The sequence below is a fragment of the Terrabacter sp. Soil810 genome (assembly GCF_001429645.1).
In the GTDB taxonomy this organism is placed as follows: domain Bacteria; phylum Actinomycetota; class Actinomycetes; order Actinomycetales; family Dermatophilaceae; genus Terrabacter.
Genome location: NZ_LMSW01000012.1, coordinates 142899 through 163133 on the forward strand (window position 1 = coordinate 142899; position 20235 = coordinate 163133).

General features: G+C 69.6%; 20 protein-coding genes and 3 tRNA genes. 14 read left to right on the plus strand and 9 right to left on the minus strand.

Annotation, left to right across the window (positions count from 1 at the left end):
• Window positions 1-96: 96 nt before the first annotated feature.
• The 3 genes from rph to ASG96_RS15505 are packed head-to-tail and all read left to right on the plus strand — an operon-like array spanning window position 97 to window position 3016.
• A complete protein-coding gene (gene rph, locus ASG96_RS15495; protein WP_057588676.1) occupies window positions 97-837 on the plus strand; it encodes a ribonuclease PH in 741 nt (246 codons plus the stop codon).
• Complete coding sequence (gene rdgB / locus ASG96_RS15500; RefSeq protein ID WP_057588515.1) at window positions 834-1454, plus strand: RdgB/HAM1 family non-canonical purine NTP pyrophosphatase; 621 nt, start codon at window positions 834-836, stop codon at window positions 1452-1454. Before rph ends, rdgB begins: the two co-directional genes overlap by 4 nt.
• On the plus strand, window positions 1451-3016 hold the full coding sequence (locus ASG96_RS15505; RefSeq protein ID WP_057588516.1) for a molybdopterin-dependent oxidoreductase: 1566 nt from the start codon (window positions 1451-1453) through the stop codon (window positions 3014-3016). Before rdgB ends, ASG96_RS15505 begins: the two co-directional genes overlap by 4 nt.
• Here ASG96_RS15505 and ASG96_RS15510 read toward each other — a convergent pair.
• Together ASG96_RS15510 and ASG96_RS15515 are read right to left on the minus strand one after the other, a co-directional pair.
• Complete coding sequence (locus ASG96_RS15510) at window positions 3003-3428, minus strand: RidA family protein (RefSeq protein ID WP_057588517.1); 426 nt, start codon at window positions 3426-3428, stop codon at window positions 3003-3005. The two genes, ASG96_RS15505 and ASG96_RS15510, sit on opposite strands and share 14 nt — an antisense overlap.
• Complete coding sequence (locus tag ASG96_RS15515) at window positions 3425-3649, minus strand: hypothetical protein (protein ID WP_057588518.1); 225 nt, start codon at window positions 3647-3649, stop codon at window positions 3425-3427. The genes ASG96_RS15510 and ASG96_RS15515 overlap by 4 nt, the downstream gene beginning before the upstream one ends.
• A 98-nt stretch (window positions 3650-3747) precedes the next feature.
• Here ASG96_RS15515 and ASG96_RS15520 point away from each other — a divergent pair.
• The 4 genes from ASG96_RS15520 to ASG96_RS15535 all read left to right on the plus strand — a co-directional run bounded on the left by ASG96_RS15520 (window position 3748) and on the right by ASG96_RS15535 (window position 5019).
• Window positions 3748-3831 (plus strand) — tRNA-Leu (locus tag ASG96_RS15520).
• 44 nt (window positions 3832-3875) lie between these two features.
• A complete protein-coding gene (bcp, locus tag ASG96_RS15525) occupies window positions 3876-4370 on the plus strand; it encodes a thioredoxin-dependent thiol peroxidase (RefSeq protein WP_369813609.1) in 495 nt (164 codons plus the stop codon).
• A 29-nt stretch (window positions 4371-4399) separates the two neighbouring features.
• Window positions 4400-4651, plus strand: coding sequence for a DUF3618 domain-containing protein (locus ASG96_RS15530; protein ID WP_056759456.1), 252 nt, complete (start codon window positions 4400-4402; stop codon window positions 4649-4651).
• A gap of 74 nt (window positions 4652-4725) precedes the next feature.
• Window positions 4726-5019: a co-chaperone GroES gene (locus ASG96_RS15535; RefSeq protein WP_056759644.1), complete on the plus strand. Its 294-nt coding sequence runs from the start codon at window positions 4726-4728 to the stop codon at window positions 5017-5019.
• Between the two features lie 16 nt (window positions 5020-5035).
• On the opposite strand, the gene ASG96_RS15540 is transcribed toward ASG96_RS15535, so the two are convergent.
• Entirely contained in the window at window positions 5036-5839 is an 804-nt protein-coding gene (locus ASG96_RS15540) for a hypothetical protein (RefSeq protein ID WP_056759454.1), read from the minus strand.
• 592 nt (window positions 5840-6431) lie between these two features.
• On the opposite strand from ASG96_RS15540, the gene ASG96_RS15545 reads away from it, so the two are divergent.
• Window positions 6432-6971, plus strand: a complete 540-nt coding sequence (locus tag ASG96_RS15545; protein WP_056759452.1) for a gluconokinase — start codon at window positions 6432-6434, stop codon at window positions 6969-6971.
• On the plus strand, window positions 6971-8578 hold the full coding sequence (locus ASG96_RS15550) for a GntP family permease (protein ID WP_235509179.1): 1608 nt from the start codon (window positions 6971-6973) through the stop codon (window positions 8576-8578). Before ASG96_RS15545 ends, ASG96_RS15550 begins: the two co-directional genes overlap by 1 nt.
• Before the next feature lie 1702 nt (window positions 8579-10280).
• Here ASG96_RS15550 and ASG96_RS22715 read toward each other — a convergent pair.
• On the minus strand, window positions 10281-10544 hold the full coding sequence (locus tag ASG96_RS22715; protein WP_200958650.1) for a DUF6582 domain-containing protein: 264 nt from the start codon (window positions 10542-10544) through the stop codon (window positions 10281-10283).
• 450 nt (window positions 10545-10994) lie between these two features.
• Here ASG96_RS22715 and ASG96_RS15560 point away from each other — a divergent pair, with 450 nt between their 5' ends.
• From ASG96_RS15560 to ASG96_RS15575, 4 genes are all read left to right on the plus strand, one after another.
• Entirely contained in the window at window positions 10995-11807 is an 813-nt protein-coding gene (locus tag ASG96_RS15560; protein ID WP_057588519.1) for a hypothetical protein, read from the plus strand.
• Window positions 11807-12280 (plus strand): phage holin family protein, encoded by a 474-nt coding sequence (locus ASG96_RS15565; RefSeq protein ID WP_057588520.1) that lies wholly within the window; start codon window positions 11807-11809, stop codon window positions 12278-12280. Before ASG96_RS15560 ends, ASG96_RS15565 begins: the two co-directional genes overlap by 1 nt.
• Window positions 12281-12297: 17 nt before the next feature.
• Complete coding sequence (locus ASG96_RS15570; protein WP_235509180.1) at window positions 12298-12915, plus strand: DUF3618 domain-containing protein; 618 nt, start codon at window positions 12298-12300, stop codon at window positions 12913-12915.
• Window positions 12916-14244: 1329 nt separating this feature from the next.
• On the plus strand, window positions 14245-15870 hold the full coding sequence (locus ASG96_RS15575; RefSeq protein WP_157610919.1) for a sialidase family protein: 1626 nt from the start codon (window positions 14245-14247) through the stop codon (window positions 15868-15870).
• A gap of 447 nt (window positions 15871-16317) precedes the next feature.
• On the opposite strand, the gene ASG96_RS15580 is transcribed toward ASG96_RS15575, so the two are convergent.
• A tRNA-Lys gene (locus tag ASG96_RS15580) sits at window positions 16318-16393 on the minus strand.
• Between the two features lie 440 nt (window positions 16394-16833).
• On the opposite strand from ASG96_RS15580, the gene ASG96_RS15585 reads away from it, so the two are divergent.
• Complete coding sequence (locus ASG96_RS15585) at window positions 16834-17253, plus strand: DUF5994 family protein (protein ID WP_057588523.1); 420 nt, start codon at window positions 16834-16836, stop codon at window positions 17251-17253.
• Between the two features lie 34 nt (window positions 17254-17287).
• Here ASG96_RS15585 and ASG96_RS15590 read toward each other — a convergent pair whose 3' ends face one another.
• The 4 genes from ASG96_RS15590 to orn all read right to left on the minus strand — a co-directional run bounded on the left by ASG96_RS15590 (window position 17288) and on the right by orn (window position 20179).
• Window positions 17288-18460, minus strand: a complete 1173-nt coding sequence (locus ASG96_RS15590) for a glutamate--cysteine ligase (RefSeq protein WP_056759437.1) — start codon at window positions 18458-18460, stop codon at window positions 17288-17290.
• A 494-nt stretch (window positions 18461-18954) separates the two neighbouring features.
• Complete coding sequence (locus ASG96_RS15595) at window positions 18955-19170, minus strand: three-helix bundle dimerization domain-containing protein (RefSeq protein ID WP_056759435.1); 216 nt, start codon at window positions 19168-19170, stop codon at window positions 18955-18957.
• Window positions 19171-19344: 174 nt separating this feature from the next.
• Window positions 19345-19420, minus strand: a tRNA-His gene (locus ASG96_RS15600).
• Between the two features lie 135 nt (window positions 19421-19555).
• Window positions 19556-20179 (minus strand): oligoribonuclease, encoded by a 624-nt coding sequence (orn, locus tag ASG96_RS15605; RefSeq protein WP_200962705.1) that lies wholly within the window; start codon window positions 20177-20179, stop codon window positions 19556-19558.
• Window positions 20180-20235 lie beyond the last annotated feature (56 nt).

The window sequence follows — 20235 nt, forward strand, 5'->3', positions numbered from 1 at the left end:
CGGGACGGGTCCTTACGGTTCTCGAACGAGCCGTCGGGGCCCGTCCCCGCACCCGCGGTTGGGGCCTAGCGTGGAGTCATGGCTAGCCTCGTGGGCATGACTGACCGACATGACGGCCGTGCCCCCGACGAGACCCGCGAGGTGCGGATCACCCGCAACTGGCTCGACCACGCAGAGGGCAGCGTCCTCGTCGAGTTCGGGCGCACCCGCGTGCTCTGCGCAGCGTCCTTCACCGAGGGCGTGCCACGCTGGCTCAAGGGCAAGGGCACCGGCTGGGTCACCGCCGAGTACGCCATGCTGCCCCGCGCCACCAACACCCGTTCCGACCGCGAGAGCGTCAAGGGCCGCATCGGCGGCCGCACCCACGAGATCAGCCGCCTCATCGGCCGCAGCCTGCGCGCCGTCATCGACACCAAGGCGCTCGGGGAGAACACCATCGTCCTCGACTGCGACGTGCTCCAGGCCGACGGCGGCACCCGCACCGCCGCGATCACCGGGGCGTTCGTCGCCCTGACCGACGCGATCGAGCACGCCCGCGCCCAGGGCCTCATCGGCACGAAGGCCCAGCCGCTGACCGGTTCGGTGGCCGCCGTCTCCGTCGGCATCGTCGGAGGCCGTGCGGTCCTCGACCTCGACTACCCCGAGGACTCGACGGCCGAGACCGACATGAACGTCGTCATGACCGGCGACGGCCGCTTCATCGAGGTCCAGGGCACCGCCGAGGGCGCGCCCTTCGACCGCGACCTGCTCGGCCAGCTGCTCGACCTCGCCACGAAGGGCTGCGCCGACCTCACCGACCGCCAGCAGGCCGCGCTGGCCGAGGGGGTCGCCTCGTGACGCAGGTCGTCCTTGCCACCCGCAACGCGCACAAGGTCGAGGAGCTGCGCGAGATCCTCGCCGACGTCAGCGCCGACCTGGGCCTCGAGATCGTGGGGCTCGACGGCTTCCCCGACGCGCCGGACGTCCTCGAGGACGGCGTGACCTTCGAGCAGAACGCCATCCTCAAGGCCGCGTCCGCGGCCCACATGACGGGCCTGCCCGCACTGGCCGACGACTCGGGCCTCGCCGTCGACGTGCTCGGTGGGTCACCGGGAATCTTCAGCGCCCGGTGGTCCGGCGGCGGCGGTGACCGCGCCAACCTCGAGCTGCTCCTCGCTCAGCTCGGCGACGTCCGCGACGAGCACCGCGCCGCGGCGTTCGTCTGCGCGGCCGCGCTCGTGCTGCCCGACGGACGCTCCGCGGCGGAGCTCGGTCGCTTCCCCGGCACCGTCGGCCGCGAGCCCCGAGGGACCAACGGCTTCGGCTACGACCCGATCTTCCTGCCATCCGACCAGCCGGACGGCAACGAACGCACACTGGCGGAGTACGACGCCGACGAGAAGAACCACGTCTCGCACCGGGCGCTCGCCTTCCGTGCACTCGTGCCACATCTGAAGGAGCACCTGAGGCCATGACCACGACCAGCCCGGCCACCCGTCCCGAGACCGCCCCACAGCAGCCGGCTCGTCCGCTCTGGTGGGGAGCCGTCGACGGGCTGGTGGCCGGGCTGCTCACGGTCGGGCTCGCGACGCTCGCCGCCGCGCTGCTCACGGCCGTCGGGGGGTCGTCGGGGCAACCCGCGCCGATCGCGGCGGTGAGCGGGGCGTTCATCGACCGGACCCCGCCGTGGCTCAAGGACTTCGCCATCTCGACCTTCGGCACCAACGACAAGCGGGCGCTGCTCGTCGGCACCGTCGTCGTCCTCGCCATCGCCTGCGCCGCCGTCGGGATGCTCGCCAGCCGTCATCTCGTCGCGGGACTCGTCGTCTTCGCCGTCGTGGGCGTCATCGGCGCGGCCGCCGTGCTGACCCGGCCCGGTGCGGGCCCCGCGGACGTCCTGCCGACGATCCTCGGCACTGCCGCCGGCATCTGGTACCTCAGCCGCGCCGCGGCCCCGTCGGCGAGCGCGGCCGGCGCTGCCGACCCCGGGCGACGCTGGCTCATCGGGGGAGCGGTCGGTGCCGTCACGGCGTTCGCCGGCAGCTACCTCGGCGGTGACTCCGCGGCGGCCACCGTGTCGCGCGACGCCCTCAAGAGCACGCCCGTCAAGGGCACCAAGCTCGCGATCCCCGCCGGCGCCGACCTCGAGGTGCCGGGCCTCACCCCCTACATCGTCCCGAACGCCGACTTCTACCGCATCGACACGGCGATCGTCGTGCCGCGGATCGACGCCAACGACTGGAAGCTCAAGGTCACCGGGATGGTCGACCGCGAGATCGAGATCGACTGGAAGACGTTGCAGGGCAAGGAGATGCAGGAGGCGCTCGTCACCCTGACGTGCGTCTCCAACGAGGTCGGTGGGGACCTCGTCGGCAACGCCGTGTGGACCGGATGGCCCGTGCGTGAGCTGCTCGCGATGGCAGGTCCCAAGGCGGGTGCCGACATGGTGCTGCAGACGAGCATCGACGGCTTCACGGCGTCGACCCCGCTCGGCGCGCTCACCGACGACCGCAACGCCCTGCTCGCCATCCGTATGAACGGCGAGCCGCTGCCGTTCGAGCACGGGTTCCCGGTGCGCGTCGTCGTGCCCGGCCTCTACGGCTTCGTCTCGGCCACCAAGTGGGTCACCGAGCTCAAGGTGACGACGTATGCCGCCGACGTGGCCTACTGGACGCCGCGTGGCTGGTCGGCGACCGGCCCGATCAAGACGGCCTCGCGCATCGACGTCCCCAAGGCGGGTGCCGTCGTCAAGGCCGGCACCGTTGCCGTCGCGGGGGTCGCGTGGGCGCAGCACACCGGCATCTCCAAGGTCGAGGTCCAGGTCGACCAGCAGCCCTGGACCGCGGCGCGCCTGGCCGTCGACGCGAGCATCGACACGTGGCGCCAGTGGGTCTACGAGTGGGAGGCGACGCCGGGCAGCCACGAGGTGCGCGTGCGCGCCTACGACGCCAAGGGGCAGGTGCAGTCGCCCTACGAGGCGCCGCCTGCTCCCGACGGCGCCACCGGCATCCACGTGGTCACCGTCAGGGTGGAGTGACGCCCGTCGGGCTCGTCGCCTCGTCGTCTCCGGAGCCGACGACGGCCTCGGCCTCGATCTCGACGAGCAGGTCGGGGTCGATGAGCGCGGTGACCTGGACCATGGTCGAGGCCGGTCGCACCTCCGCGAAGACCTCGCCGTGGGCCCGACCGACCGCCTCCCAGTCGCGGATGTCGGTGACGAACATCCGGGTGCGCACGACGTCCGCGGGCGAGGCGCCACAGGCCGTCAGGGCCTCGACGACGATCTCGAGAGCGACCCGGGCCTGCGTGTAGGCGTCACCGGGCGCGACGACCCGTCCGTCGCGGATCGCGGTGGTCCCGGCGACGTGGACGGAGTCACCGACCCGAACGGCTCGCGAGTAGCCGACGACACCCTCCCAGGCGCTGCCCGTGCCGATGTTCCGCCTCATGACCGCAGGCTAGTCCTGACCTGCGAGGGCGTGGACGTGCTCGTCAGCGACGCCGACGGCAGGAGGAACCAGTGCCGTGCCACGCAGACGACCCGAGCGTGCTCGACGGGGCCGTCGGTGCCCTCGAGCACCGCCCGCTCGGTCACCTCGGCGAGCGCGCCGCACTCGGGGCACGGCGTCGTGTCCAGCGCCGCGCCGGCGTTCGCGTTCGTGATGTCCATGGGTTCCCTCCTCGTCCGCGTGCCATGGGAGACGGAGGGCCGGACGGTGGCTCCTGATACGCGGTCGCGGCCAACTACAGTGGGGGCCGCACCCGCGAGCGGACGTGGTGGAACTGGTAGACACGCAGGATTTAGGTTCCTGTGCCCTAGGTGTGCGGGTTCGAGTCCCGCCGTCCGCACCAGCCGGACCCGGCTCGTGCCCGGAACGGGTACGAGCCCGGCAGACATGACGACGAAGGAGCAGATCGTGACCGCACGACTCGAGCCCGGCGAGCAGGCCCCGGCCTTCAGCCTCACCGACGACACCGGCCAGACCGTCAGCCTCGCGGACTTCGCCGGCCGCAAGGTCATCGTCTACTTCTACCCGGCGGCCATGACGCCGGGGTGCACCAAGCAGGCCTGCGACTTCAGCGAGTCGCTCGACTCGCTGAAGAAGGACGGCTACGAGGTCGTCGGCATCTCGAAGGACAAGCCGGCGACGCTCGCGAAGTTCCGGGAGCGAGACCACCTCACCATCCCGCTGCTCAGCGACGAGGACCTCGCGGTGCACACGGCATACGGCGCCTGGGGTGAGAAGAAGCTCTACGGCAAGACCGTCGAGGGGGTCATCCGGTCGACGTTCGTCGTCGACGAGGAGGGCAAGGTCGCCCACGCGTTCTACAACGTCAAGGCGACCGGACACGTGGCCAAGCTCCGTCGCGACCTCGGCATCGCCGACTAGAGTCGCATCGTCCCCCGAAAGGAAGCCAGATGAGCGAGACCGTACGCATCGAGCAGGACATCCAGGCCGCCCGCGCGCGCCTCGAGGGCACCGTCAACGAGCTGGCCTACCGCGCCCAGCCGCAGGTCATCGCCCAACGCCAGGTGCAGGGGCTCAGGCTGCGCCTCGCCGCCGCCACGCACACCGAGGACGGTGACCTGCGCATCGAGCGGATCGGTGCCGTCGTCGCGGCAGCGGTCGTCGTCGTGGTCGCCATCGGCCTGCTCCGCCGCCGGCGCTGAGCCGGTCCGCCGAACGCCTCACACCCGTGGCCAAGAAGGATGCCGCCGCCGCGGCGGCCCGACTGCCCGTCCGGATGCTGCACGACCGCGTCCTCGTCTCCCTCGAGAGCGAGGGGGAGCGGCGCTCCGGCGGTGGCATCCTCATCCCCGCCACGGCGTCGGTGGGCAAGCGGCTCGCCTGGGCCGAGGTCGTGGCGACGGGCGCCAACGTGCGGCAGGTCGAGCTGGGCGACCGCGTCCTCTTCGACCCGGAGGACCGCGGCGAGGTCGAGCTGCACGGCAAGGACTACGTCCTGCTGCGAGAGCGCGACATCCACGCCGTGGCCGCCCGGCGCGTCGACGACGGCCAGACCGGCCTCTACCTCTGAGGGGTCTCTCCTCGGGTCAGTCGGGACGCAGCCCGAGCTTGCGCAGCAGGCCCGGGCCCGGCCAGACGGGCTTGCTCGGCAGCGGCCACTTCTTCGGGTCCTTCCGGTTGAGCATCACGTACTTGTCGAAGCAGACCTGCTGCGCCACCGGCCCGTAGAGGTCGGCGGACTCGGTCATCCACGCCTTCTGGTGGGAGGCGCGGTAGTCGGCCGGCATCGAGTCCCACAGCGCCTTGTTGAAACGGCGGACCGAGGGGTTGCGCTTGCCCGGCCGGATGGCCTCGTCATCGACGCCGTCCACCACCATTGTGGTCAGACCCTCTCCACCGAGCCCGGGGATCATCGTGCCGGCGAAGTCCGCCGACCACCCGCGATAGGTGATGCCCCACGCCTTGGTGATCTCGTCGATGCCGACGTCGCCGACCTTGCCCTTGGCGGGCCAGTCGGTCGAGCGCACCCGACCTCCGCCGACGGACAGGGCGATGTGGCCGTGCTTGCCGCCAGCCCAGTAGACGGGGGCGCCGGCCGGGGCGTCGGTGCCGCCGCGTCGTCTCGCGGCCCGCGCCCACGCCGCGTTGGCGTCGGCGAGGCCGAACCGGTGCGGGGCTGCGATGCAGTTCCACACGAAGTTGCAGCACATGCCCACGGGCAGGTAGGTCGTGAAGGCCCGCGCCTTGCCGACGCTCGCGCCCGGTCCGCGGACCGTCACGCCACGGTCGCCCCCACCGGGGGGCGGGGGTTCGTCGGTCCACGGGAGGTCGGGTGTCACCTCGCGCTCGCCCTGGTCGCCTCGGTCCAGCTCGTCGTCCCAGCCGCTCATCGCATCTCCCCTCGGGCCGGCGACGCGGTCACCCGCGTCACGGGGTGGTACGTCCCATGGTCCAAGGGAGGCGCGGCGCTGTCAGCCTGATACGCGAATCCGGACGGGTGTGCCGTCCGGTTCGCCCAGGCGGCGCTCGGCGGGCAAGGCCACACCGCGCAGTGCCGGAACGGTGGAAGTGGACGGATCGCGACTCCCCCTTCGACGACAACCTCGGAGGTCCTGGCGAGAGGTGAGCGAGTCTCTACAACGCGCCGGCCGATGGCTCCGACCGGCGCACGCACCAATGAGGCCGGTGGCGACACGCCATACCTTCTCGGCTCGTCGTGGCCGCCGGGGGTGGATCGCCATCGGCGACCGTGCCGGCCAACACAAGTGACAGGAAATCCCTTTACGGGGCGCGCCCTGCTGGACACTGACAGGGTGCGACGGAATCCGCCGGGGCCACTCGTGGCGCTGGCTGCCATCAGTCTTGGTGTGGAGACGCAGCCCCACAAGTTGAGATCCCCGCTTCGAATGGTCGCCGCCGCACCTGCGTAAATGCCTGCTGCCCAAAGACCTCCGGAAGGCGACGGCGCGCTACGTTCGGAGAATGCTGGACAGCCAAAGCGGTCCCGACCCGGACGTGGTCGTCGTCATGGGAGTGTCCGGGAGCGGGAAGTCGACGGTCGCGAAAGGCCTGTCGACTGTCCTTGGGTGGGAGTTCGCCGAGGGTGACGCCTTTCACCCCGAGGCCAACGTCGCGAAGATGCGCAGCGGCACGCCGCTCACGGACGAGGACCGTTGGCCGTGGCTCGAGGCGATCGGGGCGTGGATCTCGCGCAAGGAGAGCCGCGGTGAGTCGGCGGTCGTGACGTGTTCGGCGTTGCGCCGTGTCTACCGCGACCTGCTCCGCGAAGGCAGACCGCACGTCCGGTTCCTGCACGTGACGGCTGAGTCCGATGTCATCCGCGACCGGATGGAGCACCGTCCGGGCCACTACATGCCACCGTCCCTGCTGCCCAGCCAGCTGGCCACGCTCGAGCCGCTCGGAGCCGACGAGCCCGGCGTGACCATCAGCAACGAGGGGAGCGCCGCTCAGGTCCTGGACCGGGCGCTTGCTGCCCTCGGCCACCGTAAGGAGCACGCCTGATGTCTCTGATCGCACTTCCCGCCGTCCTGTCCACGGCCGTTCCCGGCGGACTGCCGGCCGCCGATGCACCCCCGGTGTATGCCGGGAACGCGCAGCTGGTCGCGGCGTGCATCCTCGGCATCCTTGCCGTCGTCGTGCTCATCACGTGGGCCAAGGTCCACCCGTTCCTGTCACTGATGCTCGGCTCTGCGGTTCTCGGAGCGGTGGCCACGATGCCGCCCGGCGAAACGGTCAAGAGCTTTGTGGCCGGGTTCGGCACGACGGCCGGGGCAGTGGGCATCCTCATCGCGCTGGGGGCGATGATCGGCAAGCTGCTCGAGGACTCCGGCGGCGCCAACCGGATCGTCGGGACGATGGTCGGACGCGTCGGGCCAGGTCGCCTGCCGTGGGTGATGGCAGCCATCGCTGCCATTCTCGGGTTGCCGTTGTTCTTCGAGGTGGGCGTGGTGCTGCTCGTCCCGGTGGTCGTCCTCGTGGCCCAACGGACGGGGTTGTCGTTGATGAAGGTCGGCATCCCTGCGCTGGCAGGGCTCTCGGTCCTGCACGGGTTGGTGCCGCCGCACCCCGGCCCGCTGACCGCGATCGGTCTGCTCAGCGCGGACCTCGGGCGCACGCTGATCTTCGGCATCATCATCGCGATACCGACCGTGGTCGTGGCCGGCCCCCTGCTCGCGCGTTTCGTCGACCAGTGGGTGCCCAAGTCCGCGGATGACCTGGTGCTGTTGGGCTCGGCGTCCGGCGGCACGGCGACGGTGACCCGTCCGGCGGTGCCCGCCGGTGCTCGTGCCACGGACCGCGAGGACGCGGTCGGGGGGCCCCCCGGCGACGACGGCCGCGCTGAGTCGGTCGGCGCTCGGACCGCCGATACCGGTGAGAGTGCCGGGGCCGACCGCGGGCTGGGCTCCTTCGAGGAACCGTTGGCGCCCGGACGCAAGCGGGTCGGCTTCGCGACGGCCATCATCGGCATCACCCTGCCGGTTGTCCTGATGCTCGTCGACGCGATCACCAAGCTGCTCGTCACCGACGAGGAGGCGGGGGTCCGCACGACCATGGACTTCATCGGGACCCCCATCGTCGCCCTGCTCATCGCGGTGCTCTACTGCTACATCGCCCTGGGGCTCGGGTCGGGCCTGAACAAGAGCCAGGTCAGCGACTCGGTCGGGTCCGCGCTGCCGGCCATCGCGAGCATCATCCTCATCGTCGCCGCCGGTGGCGGGTTCAAGCAGACGCTGATCGACGCCGGGGTCGGCAACGTCATCAAGGACTGGGCAGAAGGCGTCAGCATCTCGGTGCTGCTGCTCGGATGGCTCGTCGCTGTGCTCATCCGACTGGGTACGGGGTCGGCCACGGTCGCCACCATCACCGCGGCCGGCATCGTCGCGCCGCTGGCGCCCACCCTCTCGGCCAACCACCTCGCGCTGCTCGTCCTTGCGATCGGCTGCGGCTCGCTGTTCTTCTCGCACGTCAACGACGCGGGGTTCTGGCTCGTCAAGGAGTACTTCGGTCTGACCGTGGGCGAGACGATCAAGTCGTGGTCCGTGATGGAGACCGTCATCTCGGTGTTCGGCTTTGCCCTCGTGATGGTGGCCAGCGTCATCGTCACCTGACGGAAGGATGTGCCGCCAGCCGGCGGATGCTCGTCCGGCGACCGAGTGACAGGCACGGTCCACCGCCGGCGAGAGACTGTGTCTCGGTCGCGCAGAAGCTTCGGCGGCTGCCTCATCGCGGCGGCCCAGTTCGGTTCTGGGCGGCGCGCGACCAGGAGCCAGAAGCAGACGCTCTGCTCCGATACTGACGGCATGAGTCCATCCGTGGTCAGTGTCCTCCTGATGGTCTTGGTCGTCGGGGCCGCCAGCCTGTGGGTGCTCGAGGATGCCCGGACCCGGATCGAGCGGGATCGACCCGTCGTCGCGACCTGGGCGGCCTCACGGTTGACCGGCCGGAAGTGTGGGCGGCCCTGTGCCTCTTGGCGCTGGTGCTGTTCTTGCCGCTCTACCTCGTGGCCCGAAGGTCCGAGTAGCCAGACGTGGCGCTGGTGTGCCCGGTTATCGGCGGGTCTGGTTGACATGTCAAGTGTTCGTGAGGCCAGTAGCACCTACCCCCGCGCGGCCCGATCGTCATGCGCGAGCTGGTGTCACACAGTTCCAGCTCGTACTCGATGGCTGTGCGTCGTACGACGAAGGCCTCTGACCGGCACGCCACAGTCCCTCGCCGCGGTGCAGGTCCGGGAGCTGGGCGCGTTCGGCGGTCGACAGACCGAGCTCGAGTGCGTGCTCGGCGGGTTCCGCGACCGCAGCAACGTTCGTCGCCCGCCGACCAGACCGGACGGGCGCGTCCATCGCTGACGATGGACGTCTACCTGGGCCGGGGCCACGGGGCGGAGCGGCAGCCGCGGCGCTCAAAGGGGCCACACGTCTGACCCTCCCGAGTAACAGCTGGGGGACAGCAGAAGAGCCCGGCCGCAACGGCCGGGCTCTTGACGTGCGTATCTGGTGCGCCGTCAGGGACTCGAACCCCGAACCCAGTCGGTTCGGCGCCCTTTGCGCTTCGCATCGCGTCGACGTCTCTCCACGCCTCTGACCTGAAGGTATGCCGTCCCAACGTTCTCAGTCTGTCTCGTGGCCACCGCTTGGTTCCCGTCCAAAACGTCGGCGCGGCCACCGGCCCAACCATGCATCCTGTTCCGCACTGCTGGATCGGCACTGGTAGCAGGCTCCTCGACCGCGGATTGATGGTCACCGCCCAGCTGTAACGCCCGAAGCGACGTCCACTCGCTGATCTGTGGTCCTTGGTTGAGAGTCGTGTGTGGTGCATCGACCAGGACGTCATGATGTGGCCGTCAGGCGACACCATCGGGCATAGAGCTGTCGTGGGATTGGGCCATGAAGAGGGGCATTCGAATGGCTGCGCAATTACCCGACGTTGAACGTCAGTGGGCGGCTCAGAAGCGCGACTTCGTTGCTGACCGACACGTCGAGCTAGCCGGCGAGCGGGACGCGGCCGGCGACATGAGAGACATGACCGCCAGCCTTGGGGGTCAACCTGTCGTGACCATCTGGAGGGTCGGGCACCCAGATCAGGATGCCCTTTCGACAGCCTGACGCAGGGCACGGCAACGACGGTTCCACCCGTTCGCGCGTCGCCCAGAACACGCCTGGGGCCGAACAGGCGGCGTCATGACGCACCGTGCGCAACGCATCGCTCCTACGAGCGGATCGCGGAAATGGGTGTGGTGTCGTTGAGGACGGACGAGAGAAGTCGAGTCGGCGGAGCCGATCCGCTCCGACGAGAGTCGCCGAGCCAGGTGCTTCAGTCGTCCTTCTTCAGGCTCGGGTACTTCTTCTCCACGGCCGCACGGACCTTCTTCTGTTCGGCGGCGGAGCCATGCTGTGCGACGCGCGCCAAGGCATTCCGCGCATGCTCAAGGTCGGGGATCGGGTACTTCTCCTGCTCCGGCAACGCGAAGGATGACTTCTTCAGGTTCTTACGGTTCTCGCCGCTACTCAGGTCTTTCGTCATGCAGATGACCCCTTTGCTCAGCAGGGACAGCGCGTGGATGCTGCTGCTTGTCACGTACCCAGACAGAGGTGAAGGCGACACCTTCGCGAACGAGGCCAAGGCTGAACGCCACGATCCCCGGGGCAGCGATGTCCGTCAGGTCGTCCTGCAAGGCTGAGTCGCCGTACTGGCCGAGTCCCTCGAGGGCTTGCCGCGTCTCCGGGATCGGTTCCATGCTCTTGAAGTACCCATCGGGCTCGCCTGCCCGAACCCCGAGGTGAACCCAGGGTGAGTCGGTGAGCGTCGTGGGAGGCGCCCATCGCGTGCGGAGTGGCCTGAGAGGACAGCCGGAGGGGACGGACCCGGGGGGCGTACAACATACCCGCTCCAGCAGATCCCAATCTTTTTGGCCGAATCGGCCTGAGTTGCAAAGGGTTTGGGTATTCCTTCAGTGCAACAACCGCGCGATGTGGAGGCTCGAGAAGCTGGCCGGTCCCGTCGTGCGGCCACCGAAGGGAAGAACCCATGACCGAACGACCGTATGACACGGCCACGCCCGTCGACGTCGCCGGAACCTCCACCTACGCCTCTGGTGCCGACCTCGGCACCAGCGGCGACCTGACGCCCCAGCACGCCGACGACAGCACGACCGCGGTCGTCGGCGACGGGGCGAAGTCCGTGGTCTCCGACACCGCCCAGAGCGGTCGTCACGTGGCCGAGACCGCTGCCGGCGGCGTCAAGGATGTCACGTCCGAGGTCACCACGCAGCTGCGCCAGCTCTTCGACCAGGTCCGCTCCGAGCTCGACGGCCAAGCGTCGTTCCAGGGTGAGCGCGCAGCCGGCGGACTCCGCTCGATCGCCGACGAGCTCAAGCAGATGGCGTCGAGCACCGACAAGCAGGGCATTGCCGGAGAGCTGGCGCAGCAGGCCTCCGACCGTGCTCACTCCGCCGCGGACTGGCTGTCCGACCGACAGCCCGGCGACATGGTCGACGAGCTGCGCTCGTTCGCCCGACGTCGTCCCGGCACCTTCCTCCTCGGCGCCGCAGTGCTGGGCGTGCTCGGCGGACGGATGACTCGCGGGCTGACCGGTGAGTCGGGCTCCGCAGGTGCCACGGGCTCAGGCTCGGCCACCGGCGGGGGCAACGGTCGCCCCGGATCCGGTACGCACGCGTCGGTTCCCACCCCCACCGCAGCGATGGGTACCCCGTCCGATGACGCCGCCCCGTATGCCGTCGGGATCCGCGACAGCGAGACCCACGCCGTCACGCCGTCAGTCGGCTCGACAGCGGCCGTCCAGGCCGACCTGGGCACCGAGGGCTATGGCGGGGTCCGCTGATGAGCACGTGGCCCGACGCGGCCCACGGGCCTGAGGCGACGGCATACGCCGAGGTGCCCCCAGTCGGCGAAGGAGCCCACGACAAGGCAGAGCGCGCGTCGCTCGGTGAGCTCGTCGGCGACATCAGCGCGGGCCTCTCGACCTTGCTGCGTCAGGAAGTCGAGCTCGCCAAGGCGGAGGCCCGCGAGTCGGCGACACGGGCCGGTAAGGCCGCCGGACAGTTCGGCGCCGCGGCGCTCGCCGCGTGGATGACGCTCCTGTTCCTCTCCCTCGCCGTATGGGAGTGGCTCTCCAGCGCCCTGGAGAGCCGAGGGTGGGCTGCCATCGTCGTCATGGCCGTCTGGGGGATCGTCGCCGCGGTCTTCGCGATGGTCGGCCGACGGACAACCAGACAGATCCAGGGAATGCCGCGCACGACGGAGACCGCCAAGCGGGTCCCCGATGCGCTGATGGGAAACGAGGAAGCGCGATGACCATGAACGACCCGACCGTGAACACATCGACCACCACGACGACGAACGACCCGGACGCGATCCGCGCGGACATCGAGCGGACCCGCGAGGGGCTGAGCCGTGACGTCAACGCCCTCGGCGAGTCGGTGAGCCCCAGCCACCTGGCGCACCGCCAGGCGGACAAGGTCAAGGACCATGCAGCATCGGTCCGCGACCGGGTCATGGGCACGGCGTCCGACGCCGGAGACAAGACCTCGCAGATCGCCCACGGGGCCGGTGACTCTGCCGCCCAGGCGAGCGACTCGCTCAAGCGCCGGGCGCGCGGAAACCCGCTGGCGGCTGGGATGATCGCGCTCGGGGCCGGATGGCTCCTCGGCTCGCTCCTGCCCGCGTCGGAGAAGGAGCGGGAACTCTCGCAGGACGTCAAGGACCGCGCGGCTCCCGTCATCGACGAGGTGCAGAACGTGGCCAAGACCGTGGCGAGCGAGTCCGCCGACCACCTGAAGGAGCCGGCCCAGGAGGCTGCGGAAGCGGTCAAGGAGTCCGCTCGTAGCGCGGCTGCCGACGTCAAGCAGGATGGTCAGCAGGCGGTCGATGAGGTGCGCGGCAGCGCGTCCGACGCCGCCGACACGGTCCGGTACCGGTCCCAGGACTGACTCGTAGGTGTGGAGCTCGAAGGGCCGGCGGGAGTGCTCGCCGGCCCTTCGGTCGTCCCCGGGCCACGACGCGAGGCGCGAGCCTGACTCAGGCGGATGCCCCCACCATCGCGAGCAGCCGTTCACCGAGGACCGCGAGCGTGCGGCGCTGAAGGCGGCTCACGGCCATGAGCGTGGGGTGGAGGACGTCGGCGACCTCTGCGTCAGCTCCTGTGTGAAGCGCAAGTGAGTCATCTGCTTCGCGAAAGGACGTGGCTCAGGCGCTCGACCGGCCGAAGACGCCGGTCGAGCTCATCGAGTCGAGCAGGATTCGACTAGAGCCGCTGCACGCAGCGGCGATGGCGCACCTCTGCCGCGTATCGAAGGCTGCCAAGAACGACATCGTGCTGCTCGCTTAGGAGGCGCAAGCGGGTTGACGCGGACGCCTTGGCCTGGATCACGTCGGAGTCCTTCCGAAAGACCAACGCTACGATCCTCGACGAGGCAGGTTTGAGGGCCCGCCAGGTCGCCGACCAGCTCGGCCATGCCCGGCCGTCTTTGACCATAGACGTCTACCTGGCCGAGGTGCCAAGGGCGGGGCGGCCGCCGCTGAACTGCAGGACGCCGTCGGTGCGGACAGGTCTGAGCAAAGTGGGGGGTTTCGTGGATAGCAGAAGAGCCCGGCCGCAAGGGCCGGGCTCTTGACCTGCATATCTGGTGCGCCGCCAGGGACTCGAACCCCGAACCCAGTGAGTTTCGGCGCCTCTTGCGCGTCCCATCGCGTCGACGCCTCTTCGCGCCTCTGACCTGCAGGGATGCGATCCCGACGTGCTCGCTCTGTCTCGTCGCCACCGCTTGGTTCCCGTCCAAAAGTGGCTGGTTTCGCGTCTCCCTAGCTAGGAGGTGTCCGGACACTTCCCGGACCTGTCGTACGACCGTATTCCTGTGCCCCAGCCGCCTCTGACTCTTCGAGGACCGCTCTAGTGTTCTGGGACGCAGGAGCACGGAAAATGACGATTGGTGTTCCATCCGGCGGGACGTTGCGTTGGTCTCGCAGGCGGAGCGTGACCGGCTGCTGGCTGCATTCTTGCGGTCGGGCGTAGTCTGAAGTTTTGTCACGGCACAGGCCTACCCCGGGGCGAACCCGTTGTTTGCCCGGACCTGGCCGCGCGTAAGGAGTCCGCTATGCGCCTCTTGCGACGCTGTCTGGTTTTCACCGCTGCACTCGGACTGGGTGCCCTGGGAGCCCTAGGGGCCTCAGCGGCGCAGCCCGCACCTACGGTCGACGCTCTCGTGAGCGTGGGGAGCCCCTCGTCGAACCATCCCCAGAACGCGTCCAACGAGCCGTCCTTGGCGGTCAGCGCGGCCCGGCCGGACGTGCTGGCCGCCGGCTCCAACGACCTGGTGGACATGCAGCCGTGCTCACGCCAGGCGTCCACCGACCATGCCGCGTGCTCGTTCCCGCTCGGCACGTTCAACCTGGGCGTCGGCCTGTCTGCGGTGCATTTCTCGTTCGACCGCGGCCACAGCTGGATTCAGCCGACGTACTCGGGGCTGACGGCGGCGGACTGCAGTCCGGTCCAGGAACCGTGCGTCCCGCACGTCGGGCCGATCCACACCGTTCCCAACTACTACGAGAACGGCTTGCGCTCGCGAAGCGACACCGGGGTGTCCTTCGGGCCGGCCCCAGGTGCTGACGGCTTCTCCTGGGCCAACGGCGACCGGCTCTACTTCTCCAGTCTCGCCACGAATCTCACCGACACCGTGATGCGCGATGGGAACTCCGGCCAGAACGGCTTCACCGCGGTCACCGTCTCACACATCGACAACGTGACTGCGGACCGGGTCGGGAACCAGGCCAACTGGTCGCGGCCGTACTTCGCCGCGCCCCAGGCGGCGTTCAGCTCGGGCTTGGACAAGGAGCAGATCTGGGCGGACAACGCCGAGTCCAGCCCGTTCTTCGGCAACGTGTACGTCTGCTACTCCGATTTCCACAGTCTGAGCGGAGGCAACTCCTTCCCGCTCAAGCCGATGGTCTCGACCTCCCGCGACGGCGGGGTGAGCTGGAAACAACACCAGGTTGCGCCTGCGGTCGCCAATGCCAAGCAGGGCGCGTACGACGGGTGCACGGTGCGGACCGACAGCCACGGTGTCGTGTATGCCTTCTTCACGCACTTCGGCGGCACCAGCCTGGCCGGCTTCCACGCGGTGATCACGTCCCTCGACGGCGGCCAGACCTGGCGTCAGCCGAAGGACGTGGTCGCGATCACCGATCCGTGCTTCCACACCGACCCGGTGACCGGTCGTTGCATCGTGGATGGCGTCGCGGGTGCACGCACCGACCTCGCCGCGATGCCGAGCGTGGACATTGCCAACGGGGCCCCGACGGGCGCGGATGCCACGAACGAGATCGTCGACTCCTGGGTCGACGGAGCGCTCGGCCCTGACCACGAGAAGGTCATGCTCGCGTACTCGACCAACGGCGCAGCCTCGTTCAGCCCGCCGACCGCGATCTCCCCCGCCGGAGACATCCCCACGTATGCCGCACCCGCCATCAGCCCGGACGGCACTCGGGTCTACGTGGTGTCCCAGGCGTTCACGCAGCCATTCCAGGCGACCACGGCCGATCCCCGGCCCGAGCACGGCGTGCTGCAGGCTGCCGCGATCGGAGCGGGCGGCGCCCCCGGCGCCTGGGTCACGGAGTACTCCGGCCCGCTCGGCGATGCACGCGGTACCTCGCAGGGCAGGATCCTCTACAACGAGTTCCTCGGCGACTACGTGTACGCCATCGCCACGCGCACCTATGGTGCCGGAGTCTGGACCGACACCCGCCGCGCCATGGACTGCCCTGCGCTCGACACCTGGCGCCAGCAGTCGTCGGACGCTGCACAGGTGACGCTTCCGGCACCGTGGCCCTTGGGCGACTGCCCGGCAAGTTTCGGCAACAACGACATCTTCAGCGCCACAACCGGATGAGGTGGCCGGCCCGTACTCGCGCACCGCAGCCGGGTGGACCACCAGCGTCGCTGGGCTGGAAGTCCATCAGGCCGCGCTCTCGGGTTACGGAACTCAACTCCGCCTTGCGCTCTGGGCCGACGAGCTGCGTAGTGCGCTTCGCGACGCCACAGTCACAGCGATCTAGGACTGGTGCGCTCATTGAGGGCCAGGTCCAGTGATGCGTGATGGCACCCCAGGCGGCCAGTCAAGACGTGTGGGGCGGGCTTGGGGGTTAGAAGATCACCAAGCCGTTCTGGCATCGCGGGAAAGGACGCTCGTTCGGTCCGTGCCGAGGTGCCAAGAGCGGGGCGGCCGCCGCGGCACTCGAAGCAGCCCTCACCTCCGACCCTCCCGAGTCAAAAGTGGCCGGTTTCGTGGACAGCAGAAGAGCCCGGCCGCAACGGCCGGGCTCTTGACCTGCATATCTGGTGCGCCGCCAGGGACTCGAACCCCGAACCCAGTGATTAAGAGTCACTTGCTCTGCCAATTGAGCTAGCGGCGCAACGAGGGGAAACGTTAGCAGCCGTCCCGGGCCGGGACAAAATCGGTCGGCGCCGGGCATCTCGCGGCCCGAGGTCGTGCGCCGGCCGGGCCCGGGCGTCCCCGTGCTGCGGGCGGATTCGCGCGCCTACGGGGTCGCGCTCGCCGTCGAGATGAGCGACAGCGCGAGGCCGACGACGATGACGCCGATGATGACGCCGACGGTGATCCGCTGGGCCTTCTTGTTCCCCATGAGCATGTCCCCCATTGTGCGGCATGCCGCGGAGGCGGCTTCAGGGCATCACCAGCGGCGTACGGTGGACATGAGACAGGGTCACCCCGTCAGGGTCGCCCTCGTCGGCAGCAAAGGACCCGACCCTTGCGCGGCGTCGGTCCTCCATGGCAGGAAGTGACGAGCGAGCCGCGGCCACCCCATCCCGTCACGCTCCCCGAGGAGCCACCGTGAACGCCCTGCCCCAGTCCTTGCTCCTCCCCGCTGCCGTCGACGGCGAGATGCCCGCGAACGGTCTCCCGAGTCGCCTGTCCCTGTCGGACCATCCGGGGGTGAACGCATCCGACGGCGTCTGGTGGCCCCGGTCGACCGACCTCCGCGTCGAAGTGCCGCTCCTCGACGTCGCTGTTCACGACCGGACCAACGCGCGCATCGCACGGTTCGGCTACGAGCGAACGGGGTGGGCGGAGGCGCCACGAAGGGTGGGCAGCCCGATCGGCATCACGCACCTCGGCTGGTTCGAGCACAGCCGCTTCCCCGACCACGTCCTGCTGTCGCTGAGCAACTACGGCAGGCTCGTGCTCACGGTCGTCCCACCGGACACCGAGGAAGAGACGGCACGCACCGCGCTGGCGACCGCCGGCGACTAGGGCCGTCGGGCGGCGCGCCCGTCGACGCCGGACGTCACCGGCCGTCAGACACGAGCATCGCCCTCACGGCGGCGCGGAGGTCCCCGCTGCCGTCGCCCGTGACGGCGGCACGCATCCGCTGGTAGCCGGCGCCGTCGCGCAGGATGTCCTCGATGCCTGCGAGCTCCCTCGTGCACGCGAGTCGCCGCGCCGTGGGCTGGAGCTGCTCGAGCAGGTCGTGGATGTCGTCGACGACGTGGACCTCCGTGTTGTCGGCGTCGCGGATGATGATGGCCTCGAGCCCGTAGCGGGCCGCGCGCCACTTGTTCTCCTGCACGTGCCACGGCGGCAGGGGGCGAGCGAGGACACCTTCGTCGAGCTCGTGCTCGAGGTGCGCGACGAGGCAGTGGATGAGCGCGGCGACGGCGGCCACGTCCTGCGGGCGTGAGAAGCCGTCACAGGCCCGGACCTCGATGGTGCCCAGGCGCAGCGACGGCCTGACGTCCCAGCGCAGCTCGCTCGCATCGGCGATGACCCCGGTGGTGAAGACGTCGTGGAGGTACGTGCGGTACTGCGCCCACGTCTCGAACTGGAAGGGCAGGCCCGCCGTGGGGAGCTGTTGAAACAGCATCGTGCGGTTGCTCGCGTAGCCGGTGTCGGCTCCGGAGCCGTAGGGCGACGATGCGGACAGGGCCGTGAGGTGCGGGTGATAGGTCAGCAGGGCGTTGACGAGCGGCCAGACCTTGGCGGCGGACCTGACCCCCACGTGGACGTGGACGCCGAAGATCACCATCTGTCGGCCCCACCACTGGGTGCGGTCGATGAGGGTCGCGTAACGCTGACCCTCGGTGACCTGCTGGTCCTCCCACCGGGCGAAGGGGTGCGCGCCACCGCCGTAGAGCAGGACGTCCAGCTCGGTGGCGGCCCGCTGCACGCGCCCGAGGCCGTCGGCGAGGTCCGCAGCCGCCTGCTCCGCATTCGCGCAGACGCCCGTGACGATCTCGACCGTGTTGCGCAGCAGCTCCTGCGTCACGGTCGAACGAGACTTCGTCTGCCGGGCATGACCGGTGTCCTCGGGCCCGTTGGCCAGGCCGAGCAGCTCGACGGCACGCGAGGTGAGGTCGAGGGTGGTCGGGTCGAGCAGCCCGAGCTCCCACTCGACGCCCAGGGTCTGACCTGCGGACGGCGAGAACCGCGCGTCCACGGCCCGCTGGCTCTGGTCGGTCATGGGTTACCTCGGGGGTCGTCGGGACGCGACCGCAGGGCAGCGCTGCGTGCTGCGGGCCGGTGTGAAACGGCTGTCCCGAGCCTAGCCGCGCCCGCCCCACGCCGACCAAGGACCGACACGGGCCCGCGGCCTCTTGCTCGCGCCGCGGGCGCACCAACACGGTGGTTGATGGTGGCTCGACGGCCCTGTCGAGGCCGCGATCGACGAGGCCCGGCTGACCATGCCAGCCTGACGCAGGGCTCGTCCGTCTCCCGTCCGGTTGACGGGTGGGGCCCCAGGCACCCCTCCATGAGCAGACCCGGGGCCCCGCGACGACGGCAGCTTGGGGGTCAACCCGTCGTCACCATGTAGACGCTCGAGGAGCCGGTTCATGACGCGCTTTCGGCGGCGTGGCGCCCGGACTGCGTCCAACCGGTGGGGCAAGGTCCGTGCCGCGCGCCCGTCGATGCCCCCTGTCTCGGCGGGCGCGCCCACGTCCCCGAGGACGGCGGGCCCTACCGTCCTTCGAGCGCATCCGTGGGTTCGTGGTCGGCGATGGCCGCGAGACGATCGCGGGCGTTGTGCTCCACGAGCAGCGGGACGAAGGTTCGGATCCCGCCCGTCAGCTCCGAGTGCGCCAGCCGGACAGCGGCTTCGACGACAGCGACGTCAAGCATCGGAAAGCGTTCAGCGAGGCGCGCCTCGACCGCGTGAATCTCGTGGGCTTCCATCCGGCGATCCATGGATACGGGGCTCCTCTTGCAACACGACATCTCAACGGAAGAGCAACACCTGATGAGACACCCGGAGAACACCGGATGACAAGGCCCAGTCGGTACGCACGGGCCCGCGCCCTGAATGTGTGACAAAAAGAGCCGCCCCGCACTCTCGTGCGGGGCGGCGTCTGGGGTGAGTGACGGGACTTGAACCCGCGGCCACCTGGACCACAACCAGGTGCTCTACCAGCTGAGCTACACCCACCATGCACAACACGAGCCGGGCCCGAAGGCTCGGCGCCGTGTCACGGCGTCGACAATGCTACAGGCTCTCGTGAGGTGCTGATGACCACCCCGCCCGGCGGCATACGCCATCGCCCGAAGGGCCACGAGCGAGTGCTCAGTGCTCGATGACGTGAGGTGAAGCGAGCGCCTTCGCGGTGGCGCTGTCGGGACCGGGCTGCGGCACGAAGACCGCCGCGCGGTAGTAGCGCAGCTCGGCGATCGACTCGCGGATGTCGGCGAGGGCGCGGTGGCCGCCGGACTTCTTCGGGGCGTTGAAGTAGACGCGGGGATACCACCGGCGCGAGAGCTCCTTGATGGAGCTGACGTCGATGATCCGGTAGTGGAGGTAGGACTCGAGCACCGGCATGTCGCGCGAGAGGAACCCGCGGTCGGTGGCCACGGTGTTGCCGCCGAGCGGCGCCTTGCGGGGCTCGGGGACGAAGGTGCGGACGTAGTCGAGCACGATGTGCTCGGCCTCCTTCAGGGTCACCCCCGAGTTGAGCTCGGTGATGAGGCCCGAGCTCGTGTGCATGTCGCGGACGAAGTCGTCCATCTGCTCGAGGGCCTCGTCCGGCGGCTTGACGACGACGTCGATGCCGTCGCCGAGCTGGTTGAGCTCGAAGTCCGTGACGAGAGCGGCCACCTCCACGAGGGCGTCGGACTTCAGGGACAGGCCCGTCATCTCGCAGTCGATCCAGATGATCCGGTCGGCGATGGCTCGGTGGTTGGTGTCGCTCACCGGTCCACCATAGAGGCTGAGGAGGACGACCCCGGGTGCACGGGCCCAGCGCTGCA